Annotated in this window: 23 protein-coding genes; 12 read left to right on the forward strand and 11 right to left on the reverse strand. The window is 40.1% G+C overall.

The window, feature by feature from the left end; translation table 11 throughout:
* Window positions 1-136: 136 nt before the first annotated feature.
* Window positions 137-1,012 (reverse strand): helix-turn-helix domain-containing protein, encoded by an 876-nt coding sequence (locus BM739_RS01735; RefSeq protein WP_076536630.1) that lies wholly within the window; start codon window positions 1,010-1,012, stop codon window positions 137-139.
* 284 nt (window positions 1,013-1,296) lie between these two features.
* Between BM739_RS01735 and pobA the strand changes: the two genes are divergently transcribed.
* Together pobA and BM739_RS01745 are read left to right on the forward strand one after the other, a co-directional pair.
* Window positions 1,297-2,505, forward strand: a complete 1,209-nt coding sequence (gene pobA / locus BM739_RS01740; RefSeq protein WP_076536632.1) for a 4-hydroxybenzoate 3-monooxygenase — start codon at window positions 1,297-1,299, stop codon at window positions 2,503-2,505.
* Between the two features lie 223 nt (window positions 2,506-2,728).
* Window positions 2,729-3,184 carry a substrate-binding domain-containing protein gene (locus BM739_RS01745; RefSeq protein WP_083698036.1) on the forward strand — a complete coding sequence of 152 codons (456 nt, stop codon included), beginning with the start codon at window positions 2,729-2,731 and terminating at the stop codon, window positions 3,182-3,184.
* A gap of 169 nt (window positions 3,185-3,353) precedes the next feature.
* Here the strand turns inward: BM739_RS01745 and BM739_RS01750 are convergent, their stop codons facing one another.
* Window positions 3,354-5,150: an acyl-CoA dehydrogenase C-terminal domain-containing protein gene (locus BM739_RS01750; RefSeq protein ID WP_076536638.1), complete on the reverse strand. Its 1,797-nt coding sequence runs from the start codon at window positions 5,148-5,150 to the stop codon at window positions 3,354-3,356.
* A gap of 539 nt (window positions 5,151-5,689) precedes the next feature.
* On the opposite strand from BM739_RS01750, the gene BM739_RS01755 reads away from it, so the two are divergent.
* The 10 genes from BM739_RS01755 to BM739_RS01795 all read left to right on the forward strand — a co-directional run bounded on the left by BM739_RS01755 (window position 5,690) and on the right by BM739_RS01795 (window position 15,303).
* On the forward strand, window positions 5,690-7,636 hold the full coding sequence (locus BM739_RS01755) for a TonB-dependent receptor (protein ID WP_254843441.1): 1,947 nt from the start codon (window positions 5,690-5,692) through the stop codon (window positions 7,634-7,636).
* Window positions 7,626-8,135, forward strand: a complete 510-nt coding sequence (locus BM739_RS20405; protein ID WP_254843442.1) for a TonB-dependent receptor — start codon at window positions 7,626-7,628, stop codon at window positions 8,133-8,135. Before BM739_RS01755 ends, BM739_RS20405 begins: the two co-directional genes overlap by 11 nt.
* A 111-nt stretch (window positions 8,136-8,246) precedes the next feature.
* On the forward strand, window positions 8,247-8,909 hold the full coding sequence (locus tag BM739_RS01760) for a nitroreductase family protein (protein WP_076536640.1): 663 nt from the start codon (window positions 8,247-8,249) through the stop codon (window positions 8,907-8,909).
* A 49-nt stretch (window positions 8,910-8,958) separates the two neighbouring features.
* The gene (locus tag BM739_RS01765) at window positions 8,959-9,945 is read left to right on the forward strand and encodes an alpha/beta fold hydrolase (RefSeq protein ID WP_076536642.1); all 987 of its coding nucleotides are present in this window, start codon (window positions 8,959-8,961) and stop codon (window positions 9,943-9,945) included.
* 28 nt (window positions 9,946-9,973) lie between these two features.
* Window positions 9,974-11,101, forward strand: a complete 1,128-nt coding sequence (locus BM739_RS01770) for a DUF2855 family protein (RefSeq protein ID WP_076536643.1) — start codon at window positions 9,974-9,976, stop codon at window positions 11,099-11,101.
* Window positions 11,102-11,157: 56 nt separating this feature from the next.
* Window positions 11,158-12,072, forward strand: coding sequence for a bile acid:sodium symporter family protein (locus BM739_RS01775; RefSeq protein WP_076536645.1), 915 nt, complete (start codon window positions 11,158-11,160; stop codon window positions 12,070-12,072).
* A gap of 24 nt (window positions 12,073-12,096) precedes the next feature.
* Window positions 12,097-12,705, forward strand: coding sequence for a glutathione S-transferase family protein (locus BM739_RS01780; RefSeq protein WP_076536646.1), 609 nt, complete (start codon window positions 12,097-12,099; stop codon window positions 12,703-12,705).
* Window positions 12,706-12,822: 117 nt separating this feature from the next.
* A complete protein-coding gene (locus tag BM739_RS01785) occupies window positions 12,823-13,515 on the forward strand; it encodes a crotonase/enoyl-CoA hydratase family protein (protein ID WP_076536648.1) in 693 nt (230 codons plus the stop codon).
* Window positions 13,516-13,525: 10 nt separating this feature from the next.
* A complete protein-coding gene (locus BM739_RS01790; protein WP_076536650.1) occupies window positions 13,526-14,380 on the forward strand; it encodes a crotonase/enoyl-CoA hydratase family protein in 855 nt (284 codons plus the stop codon).
* A 137-nt stretch (window positions 14,381-14,517) separates the two neighbouring features.
* Window positions 14,518-15,303, forward strand: coding sequence for an alpha/beta fold hydrolase (locus tag BM739_RS01795; protein WP_076536652.1), 786 nt, complete (start codon window positions 14,518-14,520; stop codon window positions 15,301-15,303).
* A 208-nt stretch (window positions 15,304-15,511) separates the two neighbouring features.
* Here BM739_RS01795 and BM739_RS01800 read toward each other — a convergent pair whose 3' ends face one another.
* The 9 genes from BM739_RS01800 to BM739_RS01835 all read right to left on the reverse strand — a co-directional run bounded on the left by BM739_RS01800 (window position 15,512) and on the right by BM739_RS01835 (window position 23,425).
* Entirely contained in the window at window positions 15,512-16,159 is a 648-nt protein-coding gene (locus tag BM739_RS01800) for a DUF4386 family protein (RefSeq protein ID WP_076536653.1), read from the reverse strand.
* A gap of 66 nt (window positions 16,160-16,225) precedes the next feature.
* Window positions 16,226-16,597, reverse strand: coding sequence for a VOC family protein (locus BM739_RS01805; protein ID WP_076536655.1), 372 nt, complete (start codon window positions 16,595-16,597; stop codon window positions 16,226-16,228).
* A 127-nt stretch (window positions 16,598-16,724) separates the two neighbouring features.
* Window positions 16,725-16,964 carry a hypothetical protein gene (locus tag BM739_RS01810; protein WP_076536656.1) on the reverse strand — a complete coding sequence of 80 codons (240 nt, stop codon included), beginning with the start codon at window positions 16,962-16,964 and terminating at the stop codon, window positions 16,725-16,727.
* A 272-nt stretch (window positions 16,965-17,236) separates the two neighbouring features.
* A complete protein-coding gene (locus tag BM739_RS20620) occupies window positions 17,237-17,716 on the reverse strand; it encodes a prepilin-type N-terminal cleavage/methylation domain-containing protein (RefSeq protein ID WP_076536659.1) in 480 nt (159 codons plus the stop codon).
* Between the two features lie 340 nt (window positions 17,717-18,056).
* Complete coding sequence (locus tag BM739_RS20625; RefSeq protein ID WP_303046081.1) at window positions 18,057-18,182, reverse strand: hypothetical protein; 126 nt, start codon at window positions 18,180-18,182, stop codon at window positions 18,057-18,059.
* A gap of 122 nt (window positions 18,183-18,304) precedes the next feature.
* Window positions 18,305-19,477 (reverse strand): VWA domain-containing protein, encoded by a 1,173-nt coding sequence (locus tag BM739_RS01820; RefSeq protein ID WP_076536662.1) that lies wholly within the window; start codon window positions 19,475-19,477, stop codon window positions 18,305-18,307.
* Between the two features lie 24 nt (window positions 19,478-19,501).
* The gene (locus BM739_RS01825; RefSeq protein WP_076536664.1) at window positions 19,502-20,335 is read right to left on the reverse strand and encodes a MoxR family ATPase; all 834 of its coding nucleotides are present in this window, start codon (window positions 20,333-20,335) and stop codon (window positions 19,502-19,504) included.
* A 4-nt stretch (window positions 20,336-20,339) separates the two neighbouring features.
* Complete coding sequence (locus tag BM739_RS01830) at window positions 20,340-21,302, reverse strand: DUF1295 domain-containing protein (protein WP_076536666.1); 963 nt, start codon at window positions 21,300-21,302, stop codon at window positions 20,340-20,342.
* 20 nt (window positions 21,303-21,322) lie between these two features.
* Window positions 21,323-23,425 carry a molybdopterin-dependent oxidoreductase gene (locus BM739_RS01835; protein WP_076536668.1) on the reverse strand — a complete coding sequence of 701 codons (2,103 nt, stop codon included), beginning with the start codon at window positions 23,423-23,425 and terminating at the stop codon, window positions 21,323-21,325.
* Window positions 23,426-23,496: the final 71 nt, after the last annotated feature.

Consider the following 23,496-nt stretch of genomic DNA (forward strand, 5'->3'; position numbering starts at 1 on the left):
GTTTGCAGATAAGCCAATGGAGCAAGGCCATGGCTGGTTACTTTATCCTCGTAGAAAACCCCTATCATCTTAAGCACAGGCATTGATAAACTACATTATTGATAAATTTCCCGAGCAGAGTATCGGTAATTAACGCTTATTTTAACAAGGGTAGATTATCGGCATTTTTACGAAAGGTATTAGCGGTTACGCCAGTCGTTTGTTTAAAGAAACGGCAAAAATAACCGCTATCAGCAAACCCCAACTGCTCGGCAATGTCTTCAACCGTTTGGCTGGTATAAAGTAAGCGCCGTTTGGCTTCAATGATGAGTCTTTTATGAATAATCGCTTTGGGAGAGTCAGCAAAAAAACGCTGACATAAGCGATTTAGTTTGGACACTGAAACATGTAATTTCTTGGCGTACTGTGCCACATTAGCATGCTGTTTATAGTCCGCTTCAATTAACGCTCTGAAATTTATAATCACTTGCGACTCTTTATTACTGGGTGAGGCTTGTAAATCTTGGCGTTTTTGCTGTCGCAGGACATTAATTAATATCAGCCTGATTAGCTGACTGACAGCTTGGCCCTGACCTATCTCATTATAATTAAGTTCATACATCAATAACTCTATTTGATGTCTTAAGTGGCGCAAATGAACTTCACTCTTAAATTCAATCGCTTGTGGCTGCCAGTTTACGTCATCGATGCCGTCAATGGCAGAGAATAATTCGTTATTAATACTGATCACAAAACCTTGGCTATAAGGTTGAAATTGAAACCCATGTACTATCCCAGCAGGGATCAAGGTTAACCAGTTACCCGATAAGCGATGTACTTTATCATCGAGCATAACCTGCCAATCATTATCAAACACCATCACCATTTGCGCTAACTTAGTGTGTCGATGTGGGGCGATTTCCCATTGTAAGCCACTGCTACGATGAGCGATGTTTTCTACATGGACTAATTCCGGCTCACTGCGAATAAACGCGTCACCATATAAATCATAAAATGGAATAGATTTGGCCATGGACTACCGAAAATTAAAACCGAAATGTGACTCAAAAGTACAATATGTTAGCGAGAATGTGAATTAATATTTCCTAAGTTAGCTTGCATCATTTAGATATAATGAATAATACCAATCGTAATAAATAACTGTTCACCCTAGCTTGTGAAATACTCGATAACGGCGTTATATTTTTTGACTGTAGAATAACTACTTATAAAAAAATATGCCTTGTTCTCAAGCATTTTTTCTACGCTATTTCTGATCACTTATTTATCGTGATTGGTATAACAAGCGAGCTAAATATGCAAACATTAACAACTCAAGTCGCAATTATTGGCGCAGGCCCATCAGGATTATTATTAGGCCAATTACTGGCCAATAAAGGTATCGACAATATCATTATTGAACGGGTATCTGGCGAGTATGTATTGGGGCGCATTCGAGCTGGTATTTTGGAACAAGGCTTGGTGGACTTATTAGCCGAGGCTGGCGTTGATGAGCGCATGAAGCAGCAAGGTCATTTCCATGATGGTTTTGAAATTGCCCATTACGGTAAACGTTTTCGCATTGACTTGAAAACGCTAACTGAGGGCAGCGCTGTGATGTGTTACGGCCAAACAGAAGTGACTCGTGACTTAATGCAAGCGCGTGAAAATATAGCTGCAACAACCTACTATGAATCTAGTGATGTGCAAATTAATGATGCTGACTCCGACACACCTTCAGTTAGCTTTACTCACAATGGTGAGCAATTTACTTTAAACTGCGATTATATCGCTGGCTGTGATGGCTTTCATGGCGTGTCACGCAAAAGCATCCCTGATGAGAATAAAACTGAATTTGAACGGCTTTATCCTTTCGGTTGGCTTGGGTTGTTAAGTGACACCCCACCGGTAGCCAATGAGCTTATTTATTGTAAAACAGAACGTGGTTTTGCCTTAGCCAGTATGCGCTCTAACACCCGTTCACGTTATTATTTACAAGTGCGATTAACCGATAAAGTAGAAAATTGGAGTGATGCTGACTTTTGGGATGAGCTTAAAAAACGTTTACCTCAAGATGCCGCCGAGCGTTTAGTGACTGGCCCGAGTTTAGAAAAAAGCATCGCCCCACTGCGCAGCTTTGTTTGTGAGCCAATGCAGTATGGGCGCTTATTTTTAGTCGGGGATGCAGCCCATATCGTACCACCTACTGGCGCTAAAGGGCTTAACCTAGCCGCATCTGATGTAGCGACATTATTTAGATTATTGTGTCAGGTTTATGATGGTAGCGATGATGCAGCAGTTGAGCGTTATTCACAGATTGCGTTAAAGCGTGTTTGGCATGCTGAACGCTTCTCGTGGTGGATGTCTAACATGCTGCATGAATTTAAAGATGAACAAGTCGATAGCCAAACCAGTCAAACATTCGAACGCTTCATGAATTCTGAACTGGATTTTTATCTGAATAATGAAGCAGGCCAGACAGTTATTGCGACCCAATATGTTGGCTTACCTTATGAAAAAGTCTAGTTAAAAGTTGTTATATTGGCTGATGTAATTCAGCCATAACAAAAAAACCGCCAATCAGTTCGCTATTGGCGGTTTTTACTTTTATGAATTTAACTATTAAGTGCAGCTATCAGCACAGTTTAAATATTGCTTTTAAATTAATTAGTTGATAATAGATTTAAGCGTGCTACGAAAGGGTCAGGTATTTGCTTTACACCTTGTTCACTAGGGTGGCTTAGATTTTATCCACGCAACCCAATATCGAGAATTGGGTTACCAAAATGCGTTAACTAAAGCTGGATTAACCTATAATCCAGAACTCATTATTAAAGGTAACTTTTCAGCTGACAGTGGCCTAAGTGCTGCGAACAAATTTGCCGATATGATGCCAAGACCAAGTGCCATATTTTGTATGAACGACAAAATGGCTATTGGTCTAATTCAAGGGCTAAAAGCTAAAGGGATTAAAGTGCCTGAGGATATTTCAGTTGCGGGTTTTGATGATATCGAATTTGCAAAATACAGTGATCCACCGCTGACAACAATCCGCCAACCCGCTATTGAGCTTGGTAGTTGCGCAATGGCTTTACTGTGTGATCTCATTGAAGGAAATGTTGATGAAAGTACAGTATTGCAACCTCACTTTTTAGCGACTGATTTAATTGTTCGAGGCAGCACTGGTGTAGCAAATAGCGAATAAGTAAGCAGAGTATTATTTAAAAGACTTATTCCAACACTATTTAGAATTTGATCAATAAACAGGTAAAAATAACATATTATCTTACGCCGATTTAAGTTAAAAGTTAGCGCAATAAAAAACCGTAACAGTTTGCTGTTACGGTTTTTTTTATTAACAATGGCCAATGTCGTTAGAATGCAAAATCTTCACTGTCTAAAGACATCATTGAATCTACACCGTTGTTAATGCAGGCAGCATGGCCACTGGCTCTTGGCAACATACGCTGAATAAAGAATTGTGCTGTTTTAATTTTAGCCTCGTAAAAGGCTTTATCTTCAGCACCATTAGCCAGTTTATCTTGAGCGACTTTAGCCATCTTGGCCCAAAAATAGGCCACGGTGACATAACCGGCAAACATTAAGTAATCAACTGATGCACCACCAATTTCATCTGGATTTTTCGCCGCTTTAGCGCCAATTGTCACGGTCAATTGATGCCACTCTTTAGCATATGCCATTATCGGCTGGATAAATTCAGCCATCGCAGTATCATCCATATTCTGTTGGCAAAATAGGGTCACATCTTTTGAAAATGGTTTTAATATTTCGCCTTTAGTGCCTATTATTTTGCGGGCCAATAAATCAAGTGCTTGAATACCGGTGGTACCTTCATATAAACAGCTAATTTTAGTGTCTCGCATGAGTTGCTCCATGCCCCACTCTTTTATAAATCCATGGCCACCAAATATTTGCACCCCGTGGCTGGTCGCTTCAAAACCAAGTTCAGACAAAAATGCTTTTGCAATGGGGGTTAATAAAGCCAATTTAGTTTCAGTTTCGACTTTTATTGCTTCATCTTTTTCTGCATGAACAATATCAACCAATTGGGCAAGATATGATAATAAAGCGCGACCACCTTCAGCAATAGATTTTTGAGTCAGTAGCATTCTTCGTACATCTGGATGCACAATAATAGGATCTGCTGGGCCTTGGGGATTTTTAACTCCGCTAATTGATCGCATTTGTAGGCGGTCTTTGGCATAGGCTAAAGCGCCTTGGAATGAAGCTTCTGCTGCAGCAACCCCTTCACTGGCAACACCGATTCTGGCTGCATTCATAAAGGTAAACATGCACTTAAGGCCGCGGTTTGGCTCGCCAATTAAATGGCCTATTGCGCCGTCGAAATTGATAACACAAGTCGCATTACCGTTAATGCCCATTTTATGTTCGATAGAACCGCAGTTCACCCCATTACGATCTGAAATACTGCCGTCTTGGTTTACATTAAACTTAGGCACGATAAATAACGAAATGCCCTTATTACCTGCTGGAGCACTAGGTATCCGCGCAATTACAATATGCACAATATTATCTGATAAATCATGTTCACCAGCAGAGATAAAGATTTTAGTCCCTGATAACGAATAGGTGCCATCTTCGTTAAGCTCGGCTTTAGTGCGTAACATGCCCAAGTCAGTGCCACAATGAGGTTCAGTTAAGCACATGGTGCCAGTCCATGTTCCTTCAACAAGTTTTGGCATAAACTGTTGCTTTTGCGTTTCACTGCCATGGGCTTCGATGGTTGCCAAAGTGCCATGACTTAAGCCTGGATACATGGCAAAGCTATGATTCGCACTAGAGAACATTTCGGCAATGTTCATATTTAATGAATGAGGTAAGCCTTGCCCACCAAATTCTAAAGATTGGGATAAGGTTGGCCAACCACCTTCTACATACTGCTTATAGGCATCTTTAAAGCCATCAGGCGTTGTGACGTTTCCGTCAGTCCAAGTACAGCCTTGTTGGTCACCTATTTGGTTTAATGGTGCCACGACTTGTTCAGTTAATTTAGCTGCCTCACCAATGATGGCATCAATCATATCTATACTTGCATCTTCATAACCAAGGTGTTGGTAATGGTTTTCACAATCTAATAATTCTTGCATCACAAATTTCAAATCACGAATGGGCGCTTTATATTCTGGCATGGTCATTCTCCAAATATGTTATTGGTAAATAATGTGGTAACTGAGTATTTGGATGATAATTCACACAAATAACATTATCGTTAAGTCGATGCTATGTGAACTGAGGGTATTATCCAAATGCATATTACTTATGACTCATTATTCAAATGGAGAATACCTTGATTTAAAGTTGTCTATGTCACTCCTTCAACGAATATAGACTTTCGTCATAGTTGTTTTTTTTGAGATTACAAGCGCTTTAAGTAAGCGATATAAATAGCCCTGTATTCCCGTAATGAATAGTCATCTATTAAAACAATTGATTGGTTAAATACTGAAACTAGTCATAGCATGATTCTGCGTTTGCATGTTCATGAAAAGTGGTAGTTTGTTATTTTAGGAATCAAGCTGGATTCTGATTTATCCCCTTGCTGTTATTGAATAACGCAAATAAAAAACTAGATGTTTACCGGTTATTAATTAGAGCGCACAAGCGTCATAAGTAAATCAGTTTGATGACACAGTTACTTAATAACTATTAGTCAGTATTGGGGATAAAAATGAATTTAAAAAAAGAAAAAGTGTTTAAACAATCGCTAACCGCCTTAGCCGTTTTTGGGGTTCTGAACTCTACAGCAATGGCTGAAGAGGTAAACAACGGACAAGAAGAAAAAGATGATATTGAAGTCATCTATGTTACGGCATCCAAACGTGTAAAAAGCCTACAAGAGCTACCTGTCGCCGTTACCGTAGTCGACGGTTCAGACATTAAGCAATCAAATACTTTAGATATAAACGATCTGCAAACATTGGTACCAACTTTACGAGTTACACCATTACAACGCTCAACCAATACCAACTTCTCTATTCGTGGATTTGGTAATGGTACCAATAATACCGGTATTGAACCTTCTGTTGGCGTGTTTATTGATGGTGTTTATCGTTCTCGTGCAGCGGCACAAATAGGTGACCTACCTCGTGTGCAACAAATTGAGATTTTAAGCGGACCACAAAGTACCTTATTTGGTAAAAATGCATCAGCTGGGGTTATCAGCGTAACCACCATGGAGCCTTCATATGATTTAGAGGGCATGGTTGAATTGGGCTATGGTAATTACAATCAGCAAATTGTTAAAGGCTACATTACTAATGGCCTGTCTGATACGTTTGCCGTGAGTTTATCAGGCGGATATAACGCTCGTGATGGATATTCTGAAAGTATTGTTGGTCTTTCAGATGTGAATGATCGCGACCGTTGGAACATCAGAGGGCAAGCTTTATATGAACCCACTGAAGATGTTAAGTTTCGATTAATAGCAGATTACAGTGAAATTCAAGAAGCCTGTTGCGCTGTTGAAGATGAAATTAACGGCCCGACAACAGCAGCCGTTCGCGCATTAGGTGGCATTGTTATTGACGAAAATGATTCGTTTTCTTATCAATCAGCCCTTAATTCAGATCCTGATAATAACATAGAGGATGGCGGCGCATCACTCCAAATCGACGTTGATTTTGATGGTTTTGCATTAACATCGATCAGTGCATATCGCAGTAATGATTCAGGATTTATGAATGATGTTGATTACACTTCTTTAGATATTCTCACTGAAGGCGGCCATACTGAAATAGAAACCATCACTCAGGAGTTACGCTTAACTTCAACAGGTGAACGAGACTTTGAATGGATGGTAGGCGCCTACCTATTCCATGAAGAAGTGATTACTGGCGATACTTTATATTACGGTAATGATATTCGAAATTACTTTGATGTATTAACCGCCGCTGGAGGTGCTGCGGGGTTATTAGGTGGTGTTGAAGGAGTGTATGGGCTTGAACCTGGTACCTTTTTCTCAAATCAATCTGCGATTAACTCAGAGTTTGAACAAAAAAATGATGCTTACTCATTGTTCGCAAGCTTTGATTACCATATCACTGAACTGCTAACGGCTATTTTTGGTGCCAGTTATATCAATGACCAAAAAGACATCACCATAGAACAAACTAATACTGATGTGTTTTCTGCAATTGATTTAGATAATGAACTTACCTTGTTTGGTGTGCCAATTGGTTCGATCCCCCAATTAGCTCCTGCAGTTCCAGTATTGAAAGGCTTACAGTTTTTACCGCCTATGATGGAATTACCTAATGAGGTTGAAAACCATAAAACAGATGACAGCAAAACAACCTGGTCATTTCGTTTAGCTTACGAAATCAATAATAACGTCAATGTGTTTGCCACTGCAGCGACGGGGTTTAAAGCAACATCTTGGAATTTATCCCGTTACAGTAGCCCTTTTGCTGCAGATCAAGGTGCATTAGAAACAGCTGGGATCTCACAACCTAATCAAGTCTACGGTGGTCGTTATGCATCACCAGAAGAAGCAACCGTGTATGAACTTGGTGTTAAAACACGTTTTGAAGATGGTGCGTTCAATCTAACCTTGTTTGATCAAACCATTGAGGGCTTCCAATCATCACTTTATCGGTACCGGTTTTGTGCTCGCTAACGCGGGTAAGCAAAGTACTCAAGGGATTGAGTTTGACTCTAAATATAATTTAAGTAGTGATTGGTCTATCACTCTTGCAGGTACTTACCTTGACCCTGTATACGACTCCTTTGTTGGCGCATCCGGCCTAGAGGGGCCTGTAGATTTATCAGGGGAAAAACCAGCAGGCATATCTGATTTAAGCCTCACTGCAGGACTTGCTTATAATTATGAGATAGGTGATGACATATATGGTTTCGCTAGAGTTGATTACTTATATGAAAGTGACACTAAATTAGCTGAAAACGTGCCTGATTCATTAACACGCGAAGTTAATACCGTTAATGCCAGCACCGGGTTAGCCTTTAGCAATGGTATTAATCTGCAGGTTTGGGTGCGTAACCTAACCAATGATGAATACTTATTGTCAGCGTTCCCGCCTCCTATTCAAGCAGGTAGTTTTAATGGCTACCCAAATCAACCTCGCACTTTCGGCGCCAACATTTCTTATGAATTTTAAATAAGTGATGCCAATAGCAACAATGATTCACATTGTCGCTATTGGCTTTAATGTTTAACGCAATGAATCACTAACACGATACATTTCTATACTAAGCAAAGAGTCTGCAATATGCCCATTGAATCCATATTAAAACAACGCTATTCGGCACGTGCTTTTCTCAATAAGCCAGTGCCACAAGAGACCTTAAAACACATTTTTGAAACAGCGCAACTGTCGCCGTCAAATTGTAATGTTCAGCCTTGGCAAACCTGTGTGGTTTCAGGAAAAACAAAAGACAAACTCCAGCATCAATTTGTGGAATTGCTCATGAGTGGAGCAATTCCTAATCCCGATTTTAATTGGAAAGCCCAATACAGTGGTATTCATCGTGAGCGTCAGTTTGGCTCAGCCAATGCGCTTTATACTGAGTTAGGTATCGCTAGGGAAGATAAACAAGCGCGTCAAATGGCAATGTTGCGTAACTGGCAGTTCTTTGATGCGCCCCATGCGGTATTTTTTACTATGGATAAATACTTGGACATTATGGGCGCTGTCGACTTAGGGATTTATGCCCAAACCCTGTCTTTAATTCTCGCTGAGCATGGTATTTCCAACTGCATGCAAGGTGCATTAGGGCAATTCCCAGATCCTGTCAGAGACGTATTAAACCTACCAGAAGAACGCGGCATTTTATTTGGCATGTCATTTGGCTATGCCGATGAAACAGCGGCAGCTAATAACACCCGTACCAGCCGTGAATCGATTGACAATGCTGTGGCTTTTTTTGATTAACCCACCCTATTGCACTGGTCATTAATTAGCATTGTAAATGAGGGAGAATATGAAACTCGAGCATAACTACACCATTATCGACAAGGTTCGTATTCACTATGTTGAATCTGGCTTAGCCAATGATCCTTTGAATAATGCTAAGCCTACAATGATTTTTTTACATGGTTTTCCAGAATACTGGGGAAGCTGGGCACAACAATTAGATTTTTTCGCTAAGGAGTATCGGGTTATCGCACCAGATTTACCCGGTTATAACTTAAGCGACAAACCTGCTGATTTAGATTTCTACGCCGTACCTAATTTAATTAATTTCATCGCAAAATTCATCAAGGTTATTAGCCCTACAAAGCCTGTCATTTTAGTGGCACATGACTGGGGCGGCGCTATCGCATGGCCATTAACCGCCTTTAAGCCGCAACTCGTTAGTCAGTTGATTATTTTGAATGCCGCCCACCCAAGTACATTTACCCGTGAAATGATTTCAAACCCATTACAGCGGCAAAAAAGTGCTTACATTCATCAATTAATCGGTCCTCAGGGCGAGTCGTTTTTAAGCCGTGACAACTTCAAGTACTTAAAAGATGATGTAATGGTGAGTTGCAACAATAAAGTATTTGATCACCAAAAAATGACCGACTACCAACAGGCATGGCAACAAGCTGGTGCGATTACAGGTATGTTGCAATATTATCGCGCGATGCCGCAGTTAGCAGCCAATGAAGAGCCTATACAAACGGATAATCAAACTAAGCTAGATCCCCAGTTAAATGAAAGCAAGTTAAATAATAGACAGCTAAACCAGACTAGCCCAGTCAAAGCGACATCGAGTATCAAAATCCCCAATATACGCATTAATGTGCCAACACTGATTTTATGGGGCGAAGCAGACCTTGCTTTTGTAAATGACAATTTAACTGGCATCGAACAATATGTCGCAGACGTGACGGTTAAACGTTTTGCTAATACTAGCCATTGGCTACAACACGAAAGACCTGATGAAGTTAATCAAGCCATAAATTGTTTCATTAAATCATAACTAAGTACTTACCAAAAGGCTTACTAGAATGGAATCTCACACTAGGCTAAATCATGCAGTCGTATTTGAAGTTGCTAAATCGAAGTTAACCAAGACCCGAGTTGTATCGCTTAATACCACTACAGCTTTGGCAGATGATGAAGTGTTACTCAAAATAGATAAGTTTGCCCTGACAGCGAATAACATTAGTTATGGCATTACTGGCGACTCACTGGGCTACTGGCGATTTTTTCCTACTGAAAAAAACGCAGAGCAAGCACAATGGGGCCAGCTTCCGGTTATGGGCTTTGCTGAGGTTGTCGCTTCAAATAATCAACAAATTCGGGTGGGTGAACGCGTCTGGGGATTTGTTCCTATGGCTAGCCACCTTAAAATTATTGCCGGAAATATTAATTCCTCTGGGTTTTCAGATCGCAATCCATGCCGTGAAGGCCTAGCACCTGTGTACAGTCGTTTTGACCGAGTTGCTAGCAACCCTTTTTATAAACAAACCAATGAAGATTTTGATATTTTATTGCGTGGTTTATTTACCACTTCATGGTTAGTAGATGATTTCATGTTTGATAATCATTACTTTGGGGCTGAGCAATATCTAATCACCAGTGCATCAAGTAAAACCAGTATCGCCCTTGCCTTTGCCATTAAGCGGCGAAATGATCTGCCAACTATTGGGATCACCTCGCAATCTAATTGCCAATTCGTTGCAGCTTTGGGCTGTTACGATCAGGTGATAAGTTACCAGCAAATAACGAGTTTACAGCTAAATACCGCCTCTATATTAGTCGATATGGCGGGTAGTAAAACAATACTTACCGCAATTCATCAGCACTTTGCCGACAAGATTAAATATTCTTGCCTTATCGGTGCAACACACCACCAAGACATTAATATCAATGATAATTTTAAACATGATGCTTTACCCGGCGCGGTGCCAACATTCTTTTTTGCTCCGACTCACATCAAAAAGCGCACGCTTGATTGGGGAGCATCACAAACAATGCAGCAAATTAATTTGTCACTGTTGCAATATATTGAATTTTGCCGCAGCAAGATAACCATTAATCATACTGACAACATCAATCAGCTGGAAACTATTTATCAGCAGGTATTAGCGGGTAAAACAGATCCCTCCGTTGGGCAGATCGTTTCGCTATAGCTAACATTATTGTCAATCTATAGGCCAACGAATGGCCCTTTATACCTGAGGTGTTTATGGAAAATATTGAATTAGTGACATTTGTAAACTCACAAGTTATTCCAGTTTGTATCTTTTTAATTATGATGGGAATGGGTTTAACCTTAGTCCCCAATGACTTTAAACGCGTGGTTAAATACCCCAAAGCTGTGACGATAGGATTAACCAATCAATTAATTTTACTGCCTATTATCGGTTTTGCATTAGCTAATATTATGCCATTAGAACCTGAATATGCTGTTGGGGTGATGTTACTGGTGCTGTGCCCTGGCGGCACTACCTCAAATATGTTTTCCCACCTTGCTAAAGGTGATGTGGCCCTGTCAGTCACAATGACCGCCATTGCCAGCTTGATCACCGTATTTACTATCCCCGTGGTACTTAATTTATCGCTAGTTTATTTTATGGGTGAAGGCAGTGAATTTAAGTTACCCATTGTCAGCACCATGATCAGCTTAATGAAATTGACCATAGTTCCCATCACAATTGGAATGCTTATCAAAAAATATTGGCCTAAAGTCGCCGATAGTAGTCAAGTTCATGTATCAAAATTTGGCATACTCTTTCTAACGCTACTGATTATATTTTTGACATATATTCAACAAGATATCGTCATTGATGCGCTTATAAATACCGGACCAGTATCATTAATATTAAATATTTCTACCATGGCGCTGGGTTATTACTCAAGTCAATGGTTCGGCTTAAACCTCGCGCAACGCACGTCAATTACCATTGAGGTCGGTTTGCAAAATAGTACCTTATCGATGTTTATGGCATTAACGCTACTTGCCAATTATAAAATGTCATTTACCCCGGCTATTTATACCCTAATTATGCTGTTTACCGCTGGTGTGTTAGTGAAAATACTGGGATCGAAATTCAAAAATCAACATGAAGACCGCAAGCTTGCTGCTGCGCCAATGGAATAACTTACATATAAATAGGAATGTCATATGCTCACCGTACATCACTTAAAAAAGTCGCGTTCAAAACGAGTCATTTGGTTACTGGAAGAACTAAACATGCCCTATTCGTTAATCTGTCATGATCGCGATCCACTTACAAACCTCGCGCCACACAGCTTTAAACAACTTCACCCTTTGGGTAAAGCCCCTATCATTGTGGACGGTGACATAACTATCTGCGAATCGGGTGCCATTATGGAATATATCTTAAACCAAAGCCCTGAGTCGTCATTACGCCCAGCTGACAATACGGCTGAGTTTTACCAGTATATTGAGTGGAGTCATTTTGCAGAAGGCTCACTCGCTTTACCCGTAATCACCAGTTTATTACTGCAAATGGAGCCCCGTGAGGCTAACTACCCGTTAGATGGCTATATTGCAAAAGAATTAGCGGTGGACTTTGCTTATATTAATCAATATCTAGCGCAGCATAGTTACTTTGCTGGAGACAATTTTAGTGCTGCAGATATCATGATGACTATCATGTTAGAGATAGCGATGAGTTTAAAGCTAATCAACGATAAACCTCATATAGTCAATTATTTAGCTAAAGTGCAAAATAGACCTGCCTATCAATTAGCAGCAAAACAGGGATAACACTTTTTTTTAGAGTAAATACTGTATACAGTAACAAAAGGCAGTAACAAACTGGCAACCAAAGTTAACTGCAAATAACAGCTTACTAATAACAAAAACAGACCCAAAAGGTAGTAAATGGAACTTATCAACGTAGCCATTGAGAATAACGTACATGTTATTACACTTAATAATGGCAAAGTAAACGCAATCTCTCCGCAAATTATCACTGAAATCAATACAGCTTTAGATGCGGCTGAGCAGCAACAAGCCGTGGTAATTTTAACTGGTCAAGCTGGCATATTTTCTGGTGGCTTTGATCTTAAAACCATGAAATCTAGTTCAGACGCTGCTATTGCGCTGGTTACCGCAGGTTCTAAATTAGCACGCAGAATGCTGGCGTTCCCTACCCCTATTATTGGTGCATGTAGCGGCCATGCCATCGCTAAAGGCGCATTTTTATTACTCAGCTGCGACTATCGCATCGGTTGTGCAGGCGATTTTAAAATTGGTCTAAATGAAGTGGCTATTGGCATGACAATGCATAGTGCTGGCATTGAGCTTGCGCGAAATCGTATTCCACGTAATTATCTTACTCGCTCAGTGATAGTTGCTGAACTTTTTGCCCCTCAAACAGCGGTTACTGCTGGATTTCTCGATCAAGTCGTAGACGCTGAGCACCTCATGGCAACTGCTCATGGTGTGGCGAAACATATGCAGTCTCTTGATATGAAATCACATCACGGCACTAAACTAAAAGAGCGCCAATCAATCCTTGAAGCTTTAGACGCAGCGATAGAAATCGATGCCCAAAGCACCTTGACGTTTTAAAGGTAATTACATGAATAATGATGAAAAATTCAATAGCCTTACCTTAGAGATAACTAACAAAGTTGCTCATATAAAACTTAATCGTCCTAATGAATTAAATTCAATGAATATAGATTTTTGGGAGGAGTTTCCAAAAGTTATTCATCAAATAAATGATCAAGCAGCTGCCCGCGTTATTGTTATTTCATCAACGGGTAAGCATTTTTGTGCTGGCATGGACTTAGCGGTATTTACTCAAACTAGCAGTGATAAAAATATTGAGTTAGGTCGCAAACATGAGCAACTGCGTCGCCTAGTGTTAAAACTACAAGACTGTTTTAATGTACTAGAAAATTGCAGAATGCCAGTGCTAATGGCGGTTCAAGGCGGTTGTATTGGTGGCGCGGTTGATATGGTCAGTGCTGCAGATTGCCGTTATTGTACCAGTGATGCCTTTTTCAGTATTGAAGAAACTAAATTGGGCATGACTGCTGACTTAGGCACATTGCAACGCTTACCAAAGTTAATCTCTATGGGCTTAGTTAAAGAGTTAGCCTATACCGGTCGCAGAATGCCAGCTAATGAGGCTAAAGATGCTGGTTTGGTCAATCAAGTATTTGAAGATCAACAAAGCATGATAGTCGGCGTAATGGCCATAGCCACTGAAATCGCCGCGCGCTCGCCTCTAGCCATTGCCGGCTGTAAAGAGATGATTAATTATGGCCGCGACCACTCAGTCGCTGATAGCTTAAATTATATGGCAGCTTGGCAAAGTGGCATGTTCCAACCACAAAATGACATGATGGAAACCTTTACTGCCAAAGCGCAAAAACGAGCACCTGAGTTTCAAGAGCTCACACCCATTGATAATACAAAAATATTCTAACTGGCTATAAGGCTATTGCTCGCTTGGTTTAACTTAATATGTTTAAGCGGCAATAGTCTTTTATAACCCTTCATAACAAAACTCTGATAAAAAGATTTTAAACCAAAAGTAATCAATAAGATGGTATCGAAGTAACTATGACTAAGCCACTGATTAACCTCGTTCACGCCAATGGATTTCCTGCTGGAAGTTATAAAACATTCCTCGGTGAATTTAATGAAAAGTTCAGTACCATAGCCCATGATCAATATGGGCATAATCATAAATACCCTATACACACTAATTGGCAGCACTTGGTTACTGAGTTGGTTGATTATCTAAAACAGCAAGATGAAAAAGTGATATGTATTGGTCATTCATTTGGTGGCATTCTGTCTTTTCTTGCAGCATGCCAACATCCAGAGTTGTTTCGTGGTGTCGTCATGTTAGATCCGCCTGTAGTAACAGGCCCTTTTAGTCATGTGCTCAACGTGGTTAAAAAGACCCGTTTAATTGATAAGTGGTCTCCTGCAGGTCGGGCGCAAAACCGTCAACGTCATTGGCCGCTAAACACCAACTTAGTTGGTAACTTCGCACAGAAAAAACTCTTTAAAAACTTTGACCCAAGGTGTTTAAAAGATTACGTTGATCATGGTGTAACCCAGCAAAACAAACGCTTAGAGCTATCTTTTTTACCGGAAGTTGAAGCCGATATTTTCAGACATTTACCTTGTAACTTAGCCAGATATAAAAACCAACTTAAGATCCCAGCGGCGCTTATTTATGGCGAAAAAACCGATGTATTCCCGGTTAAGTATTTCACTCGCTTTGCTAACTTAAACAAGATTGAAGTATCTATGATGCCCAATGGTGGTCATATGTTTCCCCTAGAGCAACCAGAAAATACTGCCAATATGATTAAAGCCATAGTCAAGGACTGGTAACAAGGCTAATGGTATTAATACTGTTATTACTTAATAGCAGCTAAATAAGTCAGCTCTATTTATAAAGTAAAGCTAACAATAGTCATAGTTTCTGGCGGCCTATTTTTATTTACTACAAGGTGCCCAATTTTTTGCATATTTATTTTTAAAGTTAACGCCATAGCAATTTACTTAGTGACTGCAATGGTGATTAAGCCGTTTGAACGCCCTATTCGCTGTTAGGCTTTACAAGCATTGCCATACCTAGCCAAGAGAACCACAATATTTGGCTTAAGCCGAATATTTCTGTCAGAATTTCAGCAGGATAAATTGTAAGAACACCGACAGTTCCAATAAATAGTCCGAAATAGTGTAACCATTTCGGTAATTCAATCGCTTTTAAGCCTGCAACACTCAATAATAGTACCCATAGGCCGCCGACAATTTCGTTGCCGCCCCCCAAAGCCTCAACGATTGTGTTTATAACCAATAAAAGGGTCATTGCTTGCAGTGGGTTTTGGGCTGACAAATCGATAACAGCTGCTAAGCCAACATTTGCAATCATTCCACTTGCGATGACAAGGCCAACCCAAATGATACCGAAGATTGCAGCCGTTTGTGACAAAAGAGGCGCTCGGGTTTTCATTCTTTGATGGATTGCTATAACTAATATCGCTAAAAAAAGCCCAAAAGCGACATACATAGCAAAATTAATGATTGATAACGTTGATTGATGATGAGTTAGATAAATGAGTTTTTGTGTATCATCGGCACTGACTGGGTAATCCCCAAATGCACCAAAAAATATAAATGCTGATATGTAAATGGCAGCTTCAAAAAGTGCAGCAACGCCAGCGATTTTTTGTAAGGTATTCACACATCTATCCTTAGTCAGAAAACGTTTAAGTTGATAAAGTTGTTAACGACTTAAAGTTGTAAGACTTCACACATGTTGGTCGATTAGGATTGAATTACCATCTGGGTCTTGTAAAGAAAAGCTCGACGGCCCCGTATCACCGGAAATAGAGTGTTGGGTTATATTCAGACCTTGGGATTCGAACTCTTTTAAGACATCTCTAACGTCGGCAAATGATTCTAGTGGCTTACCGTTTTTATCCCAACCAGGATTGAACGTCAGCATATTGCCTTCAAACATCCCCTGAAATAATCCAATAGTATGATCGCCATTTCTGAGAATTAGCCAATGCTGCGATTGCTCTCCGCCAATGACTTTAAATCCAATTTTTTGATAAAAAAGTTTGGATTCTTCAAGATTCTTAACCGCTAAACTTACTGAAAATGCACCTAATTCCATCTTTCACCCCTTAGTTTGCTTATTACGCTAACGCCAGATAAACAGAACTTGGTGCTTGGCTATATGTTGGACGTATTGAAATAAACCAAGCACTATTTACTTTGTAACACTTGTTGTTTGCTGTTACTTAGCCTTTTGAACACTTGAAGGCTTTTTCTTGCAACTCTTTAATCGTGTTAATAAATGGCTGAAATGAACATACTCCAGCAGCAATTAACCCCATTGAGTTGAATGTTATAGGTAAACCAAATTCATCAGCATAAATATTATAGCCAACTAAATAACCAATATTGTAAATAGCGCCGATAATTAACAGCGGCAAGATGATTAACGATATCCAAAAACAAACTTTAGAAAAATGACTCATATCCAATCCTTAGATGATAACTTTATTATAGCTTATGCAGGTATAGCACTTGCAGACATAGCTTATGAAGAAATAGCACTGACAAAAACTCATCTTTCATAACTTAACAATATTTATGTGATTTAGGAGCAAAGAAAGTGCAGTATAAGTCGGCGCGATGACATTGGCATTTGATGTTCGTAAACTTACTGGTGTTCTAAGGGATAACAATGCCACTTCGCGCAGACTATCCTTCATTGCTGGATTCTATAACGAAGGTTTCATTTGGACTCTTAGCATCCCGATTCGTCAATCTGAACCACATATTCGGTCATATTTGCATCTATATAGTAATACACACGGCATTTTCTGTTGTAAGTCCCATCAGACTTCACCCACATGTATTCAGCGAAATTTTCCGCTCCACTCCAAGAGCTGGGGTTACTTGGGTCCTCTAGTTCCCATTTGCCCCCCGAAGCAACAACTAAGCCTCGCATGCTTCTAGGAGAGGGGTAGCCATTAATCATGGTGATTGTAGTACCGTCTATCACAATATCATCATTGAGTTGCTTGCCTTTGGTACGCTGCTGGAGATAGGCCATGTCTGCAGCAGCATGTAATGCCCCTGTTAAGCCTTCAAACGATGCCGTACGCGCTGAATCACTTAGATTAATGAACTTGGGGAGCGCCGTTATTGCCAACAAACCTAAAACAACAATCACAACAACTAACTCCATAAGAGTGAAACCTTTAGACGGCGAAGTTCGATTCATACATTCACTCCAAACTCAGTGTTAGTTTGCCAATTAATTTTGAAATTATAAACCAAGTTTACTGATTTTATAGGATAATCTAGTGCCCATTTTCGAAATAAGCGTTAGTTGGCAGTGCTTTATTCTATAGGGGTTTGATTTTTTGATACTGGCTCTGGGCTATTGGGCTGATTGAAATTGTTAATATTCGTTGATATGTACTATTTTTATTGAAATTCCCTTGTCACTTTTGTGTTCCATCCAAGTTTTTAAGTGGACCTAACTTAATGAGGTTAATAAACTCGATTAAGTGCTGATTTAGCTCCGCCCAGCGGCTTATTTTAATGTTTTGTTATGTGGGCTACTGACTTTTCTTTAAACAAGCAAGCCCCCAAAAAAATAACCCTGCGCCAGCACCACTAAAGAACAAAAACAACCCAATACCAAGTGGCGAGCCCCAACCTAAAATACTGTATAAATACGCCATATTTGCGTCCTTTTTAAAAATTAAATTCCGTATTTGGCGCGAGACAATTGTCAACAGTGTCTTGATAGGTCAGGGTTACAGTTCAAGCCAGATAAAGAAAGGTACTTGAAATAGAGACTAAGTTAACTCAGCTCTTTAATCGCCCTTCCAATACCATCAACCGTTAGAGGGTACATTTTGTTATCCATTAGCTGTTGAATGATCGATATCGAGTGATGATAAGACCAATGCTGCTCGGGTTGTGGATTTAACCACGTCACTTTATTGAAATGGCCTAATAGCCGATTCATGTAATCACTGCCTGGTTTGTCATTCCAGTGTTCAACACTGCCACCGCGGGCGACAATTTCATAAGGGCCCATTGTCGCATCGCCAACAAATATTACTTTATAATCTGATCCGTATGTTCTGATAATTTCTTCGAGATCGATGGTTTGTTGATAGCGTCTGCTGTTGTCTTGCCAGACTTTTTCGTATAAACAATTATGGAAATAGAAAAATTTTAATTGTTTAAATTCAGTATGGGCTGCAGAAAAAAGCTCTTCACAGGTTTGAATGTAATCATCCATTGAGCCGCCAACATCAAAAAACATCAGCACTTTTACCGCGTTGTGGCGCTCTGGCTCCATGTGAACATCTAACAAGCCACCATTTTGAGCGGTTGAGCGAATAGTGGTGTTTATATCTAACTTTTCACTGGCACCTGTTCGGGCGAACTTTCGTAGTTTTTTTAATGCTAACTTGATATTACGGGTACCTAGCTCTCGGTCTTGGTCGAAGTTTTTAAACTCGCGTTTATCCCAGACTTTAACCGCGCTGTTATTACGGTTACCCTCTTGCCCCACTCTTATGCCTTCAGGGTTATAGCCATAAGCGCCAAAAGGTGATGTGCCACCGGTGCCGACCCACTTATTACCACCAGCATGACGTTTTTTCTGTTCTTCTAGTCGCTCTTTTAGTGCCTTCATCAGCTGTTCAAGACCGCCTAGGGCTTTGAGTTTTTGCTTTTCTTCGGCACTTAAATGCTTTTCAAATTCTTTACGTAGCCAATCTTCTGGCAAGATTTGATCAAACACATCAATGCTTTCTATACCTTTAAAATACTCCGCAAAAGCATTGTCATATTTGTCATAGTAAATTTCGTCTTTCACCATCACGATTTTGGCTAAATTATAAAAATCTTCAACGTCTGCAAACACGACGCCTTTTTTTAATAAGGCAATGAGATCTAATAACTCACGCAAACTGCAAGGTACGTTATGTTTTTTCAACGTAAGAAAAAAATCAATAAACATGATTTTGTTACCTTTATTTAGCTATTAGCGATTTCTTCGACTCATAAAAGCCAGTTTTTCAAGTAGTGACACATCTTGTTCATTTTTAAGTAGCGCACCAAATAACGGAATGACGTCAGAATTTTTATCTAATAGACTCGCTTGAGAAATATCATCTGATATTAACAGTTTGATCCAATCTATTAGCTCAGAGGTTGACGGCTTTTTCTTAATGCCATTCACTTCTCGTAGCTCAAAAAATACCTCTAAGCTTTGCTTGAGTAGTTCTTGTTTCACATCAGGATGGTGAACATCGATGATTTTTTCCATTTCCACTTTGGTGGGGAATTTGATGTAATGGAAAAAGCAGCGTCTTAAAAAGGCATCTGGCAGTTCTTTTTCGTTGTTTGAGGTAATGATGATAATGGGTCTTTGTTTAGCTTTGATCACTTGCTGAGTTTCATAAACATGAAACTCCATCTTATCTAATTCTTGCAGTAAATCGTTGGGGAATTCGATGTCAGCTTTGTCTATTTCATCAATAAGTAAGATGGGTCTTTGCTGTTCTTCAAAAGCCTGCCATAACTTACCTTTAACGATATAGTTTGAAATATCATGCACGCGTGCATCACCTAACTGACTATCTCTTAGGCGCGACACCGCATCGTATTCGTACAAGCCTTGCTGCGCTTTAGTGGTCGATTTAATATGCCACTGATATAACTTACAATTTAAAGATTTAGCTAACTCTTCCGCTAATTGAGTTTTACCGGTACCCGGCTCGCCTTTAATCAATAACGGTTTTTCTAATGCGATTGCGGCATTCACAGCCATAGTGAGATCACTTGAAGCAATATAGTTGTCAGTACTTTTAAACATGCTTTTACCTATTGGTGATAGTTTTAGTTCTAATGCTATTTTTAGTTATATTTACTGTCTTATTCGGGCCCGGGAAAAAGATATTGGTTGTTTGCTGATAGGCCTTGTATTCAGGGCGTTTTTGAACTGAATAAAACTCTGAAGGGACTGCGCCTGTGTAGCTGACTAAAGTGGTGTACATTATTTTGGAGGTAATCAGTAAACCTACTCCTAGTAATCCCCACACAACCACGGTCTCTTGTTGGTATAAGGCTAGCCACGATGGAATAGCGGCAATAACCAATCCATTCCACACCATCCATTCTGCAAAGTAATTTGGATGACGACTAAATCGCCATAAGCCTACATTACAAACCTGATTGTTAACCCCTGTCGATTTCTTCGCTTTCAAAAAAGCTAGCTTTTGCATATCGGCAATGGTTTCCATCGCAAATGCCGCCAGCCACACAATAATGCCGATAATTTCAAATTTTGAAATTTGTGAGTCTGTATTGGTTGCAATAATAAATGCAGGTAATGCCAAATAAGATGCATTGGCCAAACCTTGTATTATCGCCTCTATTTGCTGCGCTAACGCGACGTTAGTTTTACCTACTTTTTGCCAGCGACGTTTTTGGTATTCATAACGTGGCAGCTCTGTTTGCAGGTGACCTGATGTCCACAGTTTTAACGCCCCTAGCCCCATACGGCTGCCAGCAAATATATAAGCCATACTGACTAACGCAACACGGGTTGAATTACCGTCACTGTAGCACCACGTCATAATACCAATAAGCGTCAGTCCCCATGGCCAGCCTATATCCACGTAGGACATTCGGCCTGTTCGCCATGTAGGAATACATACCACAAGGGTAAACAAGAGTAATTGCAGCAAACCATTAACAATGCTAATTGTCGACAACGTATCACTAAATATTAACAGTATCCAACCAGCGATAAAAACAAATAACGGTGTAAAGTATTTCATCTGTCATGTTTCCACTACAGTTACGCAAGTTTAAGCGCAACGGGTATGCCATTAAGTACCGCATTACCCGTTAACATGTCGACCTTACTTGCATCCGTTAAGTCATTCATACTCACTCCGGGCTGCTTTGCGGCAATAGACATACGCGTTCCTTGTTGATTATGGCCCCAACCTTGTGGCATACACACCACGCCTTGGAGAATGTCGTCTGTAATGGCTGCCTCGATTTCAATTTCACCAACACTGGAGCTAACTTTAAGTAATTGCCCCGCGCTAACACCAAGCATTTGTGCATCTAGGGTATGGATTTCTAAAGTGCAGGGATTTTTACCTTTGACTAAACGCTCAGAGTTTTGTGTCCAGGTATTGTGACTTTTAACTAAACGGCGACCGATTAAATCAAATGGGAATGTTTTATCTCTGGGCGCAGTGTTGATAATGGCATTTAAGCGTGATAAGTCATCGAGGTATATTTGCGGCGCTAAATCTATTTTACCTGCTGCGGTTTTAATCCTTTGTTCAATACACGGCATCAGTGGGCCGATATCAATTCCATGTGGATTCTCGATCAGTTTTTGTAAACTCATACCTTGATCACCGTATGGTCCATGGGTTAATTCCATATCTAAGATCATCTCAGGAGTATAAGGATCCATGGGCGTATTGGTCATACGAGACGATATTTCTTTTAAAATCTGCCAATCACTACGCTGATCAGCATTTTTTTCAAATAGCGGTGGTGAGTATTTAACCGTGTTCCTTACTGAGAATGAGTTAAAGAAGATATCAAAATGGGAATTTTCAACACCTGTGGTGCCGGGTAAAATAATATTGGCGTATTTTGTGGTTTCATTAAGGTAAATATCCACTGATACCATGTAATCCAATTCATTAAATGCATCGGCTAATTGCTTGCCATTGGGCGCTGACAACACCGGATTACCCGCAATAGTGATTAAGCTTTTTATTTGCCCCTCACCAGGTGTTTGTATTTCTTCAGCTAGGGTAGATACTGGAAATTCACCATTAAAGAATGGCAATTTTCTCACTCGAGATTGGTATTGGCCAAATGATGTTTTATGGCCTTTTACGTGATTTCTGAGTAAATCAAAAGCAGGCTGAGGAAACATCGCGCCACCAGCACGATCAAAATTACCTGTGATGATATTTAGCGCATTAGTTAACCATAGGCATAAGCCACCAAAGGTTTGTGTGGAGGCGCCCATACGGCTATAACATACCGCTGAATCGGCTGCGGTCATATCATCAGCAAGCTGACGAATAGTTGCAGCATCAATACCAACAAAATCAGCCACATCTTCAGGAGCATAGCCTTTAGCAACAGCTTCAAGCTCATCAACACCATCCGTCATGGTGGCTAAATGGCGTAAATTTACTTTTTGAGTGGCAAACACACAATGGATCAGCGCAAATAGCAGTAAAGCGTCTTTTTCAGGTCGAATAAACAAATGTTGATCGGCAATTTTGGCTGTTCGGGAACGTTTAGGATCGACGACAACAACCTTGCCGCCTTTTTTTTGAATCGCTTTCATGCGTCCGATCACATTTGGCGCTGTCATCATGCTACCGTTCGACACAACAGGGTTACCGCCTATAATTAACATAAAGTCGGTGCGGTCGATATCGGGGACTGGGATTAACATGCCTGCACCAAACATGAAGTTAGATGCTACATGATGCGGCAGCTGATCAGCTGAAGCTGAGCTAAAACGGTTTATGGTGCCCAAAGACTTTGAAAAGGGTTTTAGCATCATGGCATTGCCAAGGCTGTGGGCATTAGGGTTGCCCAAATACACTGCCAGTGCGTTCTTGCCATGTTGATGTTGAATCGCTTTGAATTTCTCGGTTATTTCATCAAATGCCTCTTCCCATGAGATATCAACCCAACCCGATGCAGTACGTTTAATGGGGGTTTTTAAACGTTCTTCGTCGTAATAAAAGTCTTCTAACGCGGTGGCTTTGGGGCAATTGTAACCTTTACTAAAAGGATCGTTTTGATCGCCCTTTATCGATAAGATTTGTTTGTCTTGATATTTAATTTCCAAGCCACACATGGCTTCACAAATATTACAATTTCGGTAATGGGTTTTAACTTCACTCATGTTCATCCCTGACTTGGTTAATCTTACTTTTAAAATTTTTCCATAAAAAAGAGCAAAGCTTATTCACTTTA

The sequence above is a fragment of the Shewanella sp. UCD-KL21 genome (genome assembly GCF_001957135.1).
In the GTDB taxonomy this organism is placed as follows: Bacteria; Pseudomonadota; Gammaproteobacteria; order Enterobacterales; family Shewanellaceae; genus Shewanella.

Bases quoted from the DNA above. Each gene is read 5' to 3' on its own strand.
- BM739_RS01795 (WP_076536652.1), top strand. From the start codon at position 14,518: ATGACTAAGCCACTGATTAACCTCGTTCACGCCAATGGATTTCCTGCT.
- BM739_RS01835 (WP_076536668.1), bottom strand. From the start codon at position 23,425: ATGAGTGAAGTTAAAACCCATTACCGAAATTGTAATATTTGTGAAGCC.
- BM739_RS01735 (WP_076536630.1), bottom strand. From the start codon at position 1,012: ATGGCCAAATCTATTCCATTTTATGATTTATATGGTGACGCGTTTATT.
- BM739_RS01790 (WP_076536650.1), top strand. From the start codon at position 13,526: ATGAATAATGATGAAAAATTCAATAGCCTTACCTTAGAGATAACTAAC.
- BM739_RS01775 (WP_076536645.1), top strand. From the start codon at position 11,158: ATGGAAAATATTGAATTAGTGACATTTGTAAACTCACAAGTTATTCCA.
- BM739_RS01780 (WP_076536646.1), top strand. From the start codon at position 12,097: ATGCTCACCGTACATCACTTAAAAAAGTCGCGTTCAAAACGAGTCATT.
- BM739_RS01755 (WP_254843441.1), top strand. From the start codon at position 5,690: ATGAATTTAAAAAAAGAAAAAGTGTTTAAACAATCGCTAACCGCCTTA.
- BM739_RS20625 (WP_303046081.1), bottom strand. From the start codon at position 18,182: ATGGCGTATTTATACAGTATTTTAGGTTGGGGCTCGCCACTTGGTATT.
- BM739_RS20620 (WP_076536659.1), bottom strand. From the start codon at position 17,716: ATGAATCGAACTTCGCCGTCTAAAGGTTTCACTCTTATGGAGTTAGTT.
- BM739_RS01785 (WP_076536648.1), top strand. From the start codon at position 12,823: ATGGAACTTATCAACGTAGCCATTGAGAATAACGTACATGTTATTACA.
- BM739_RS01825 (WP_076536664.1), bottom strand. From the start codon at position 20,335: ATGTTTAAAAGTACTGACAACTATATTGCTTCAAGTGATCTCACTATG.
- BM739_RS01830 (WP_076536666.1), bottom strand. From the start codon at position 21,302: ATGAAATACTTTACACCGTTATTTGTTTTTATCGCTGGTTGGATACTG.
- BM739_RS01805 (WP_076536655.1), bottom strand. From the start codon at position 16,597: ATGGAATTAGGTGCATTTTCAGTAAGTTTAGCGGTTAAGAATCTTGAA.
- BM739_RS01820 (WP_076536662.1), bottom strand. From the start codon at position 19,477: ATGTTTATTGATTTTTTTCTTACGTTGAAAAAACATAACGTACCTTGC.
- BM739_RS01810 (WP_076536656.1), bottom strand. From the start codon at position 16,964: ATGAGTCATTTTTCTAAAGTTTGTTTTTGGATATCGTTAATCATCTTG.
- BM739_RS01750 (WP_076536638.1), bottom strand. From the start codon at position 5,150: ATGCCAGAATATAAAGCGCCCATTCGTGATTTGAAATTTGTGATGCAA.
- pobA (WP_076536632.1), top strand. From the start codon at position 1,297: ATGCAAACATTAACAACTCAAGTCGCAATTATTGGCGCAGGCCCATCA.
- BM739_RS01765 (WP_076536642.1), top strand. From the start codon at position 8,959: ATGAAACTCGAGCATAACTACACCATTATCGACAAGGTTCGTATTCAC.
- BM739_RS01770 (WP_076536643.1), top strand. From the start codon at position 9,974: ATGGAATCTCACACTAGGCTAAATCATGCAGTCGTATTTGAAGTTGCT.
- BM739_RS01760 (WP_076536640.1), top strand. From the start codon at position 8,247: ATGCCCATTGAATCCATATTAAAACAACGCTATTCGGCACGTGCTTTT.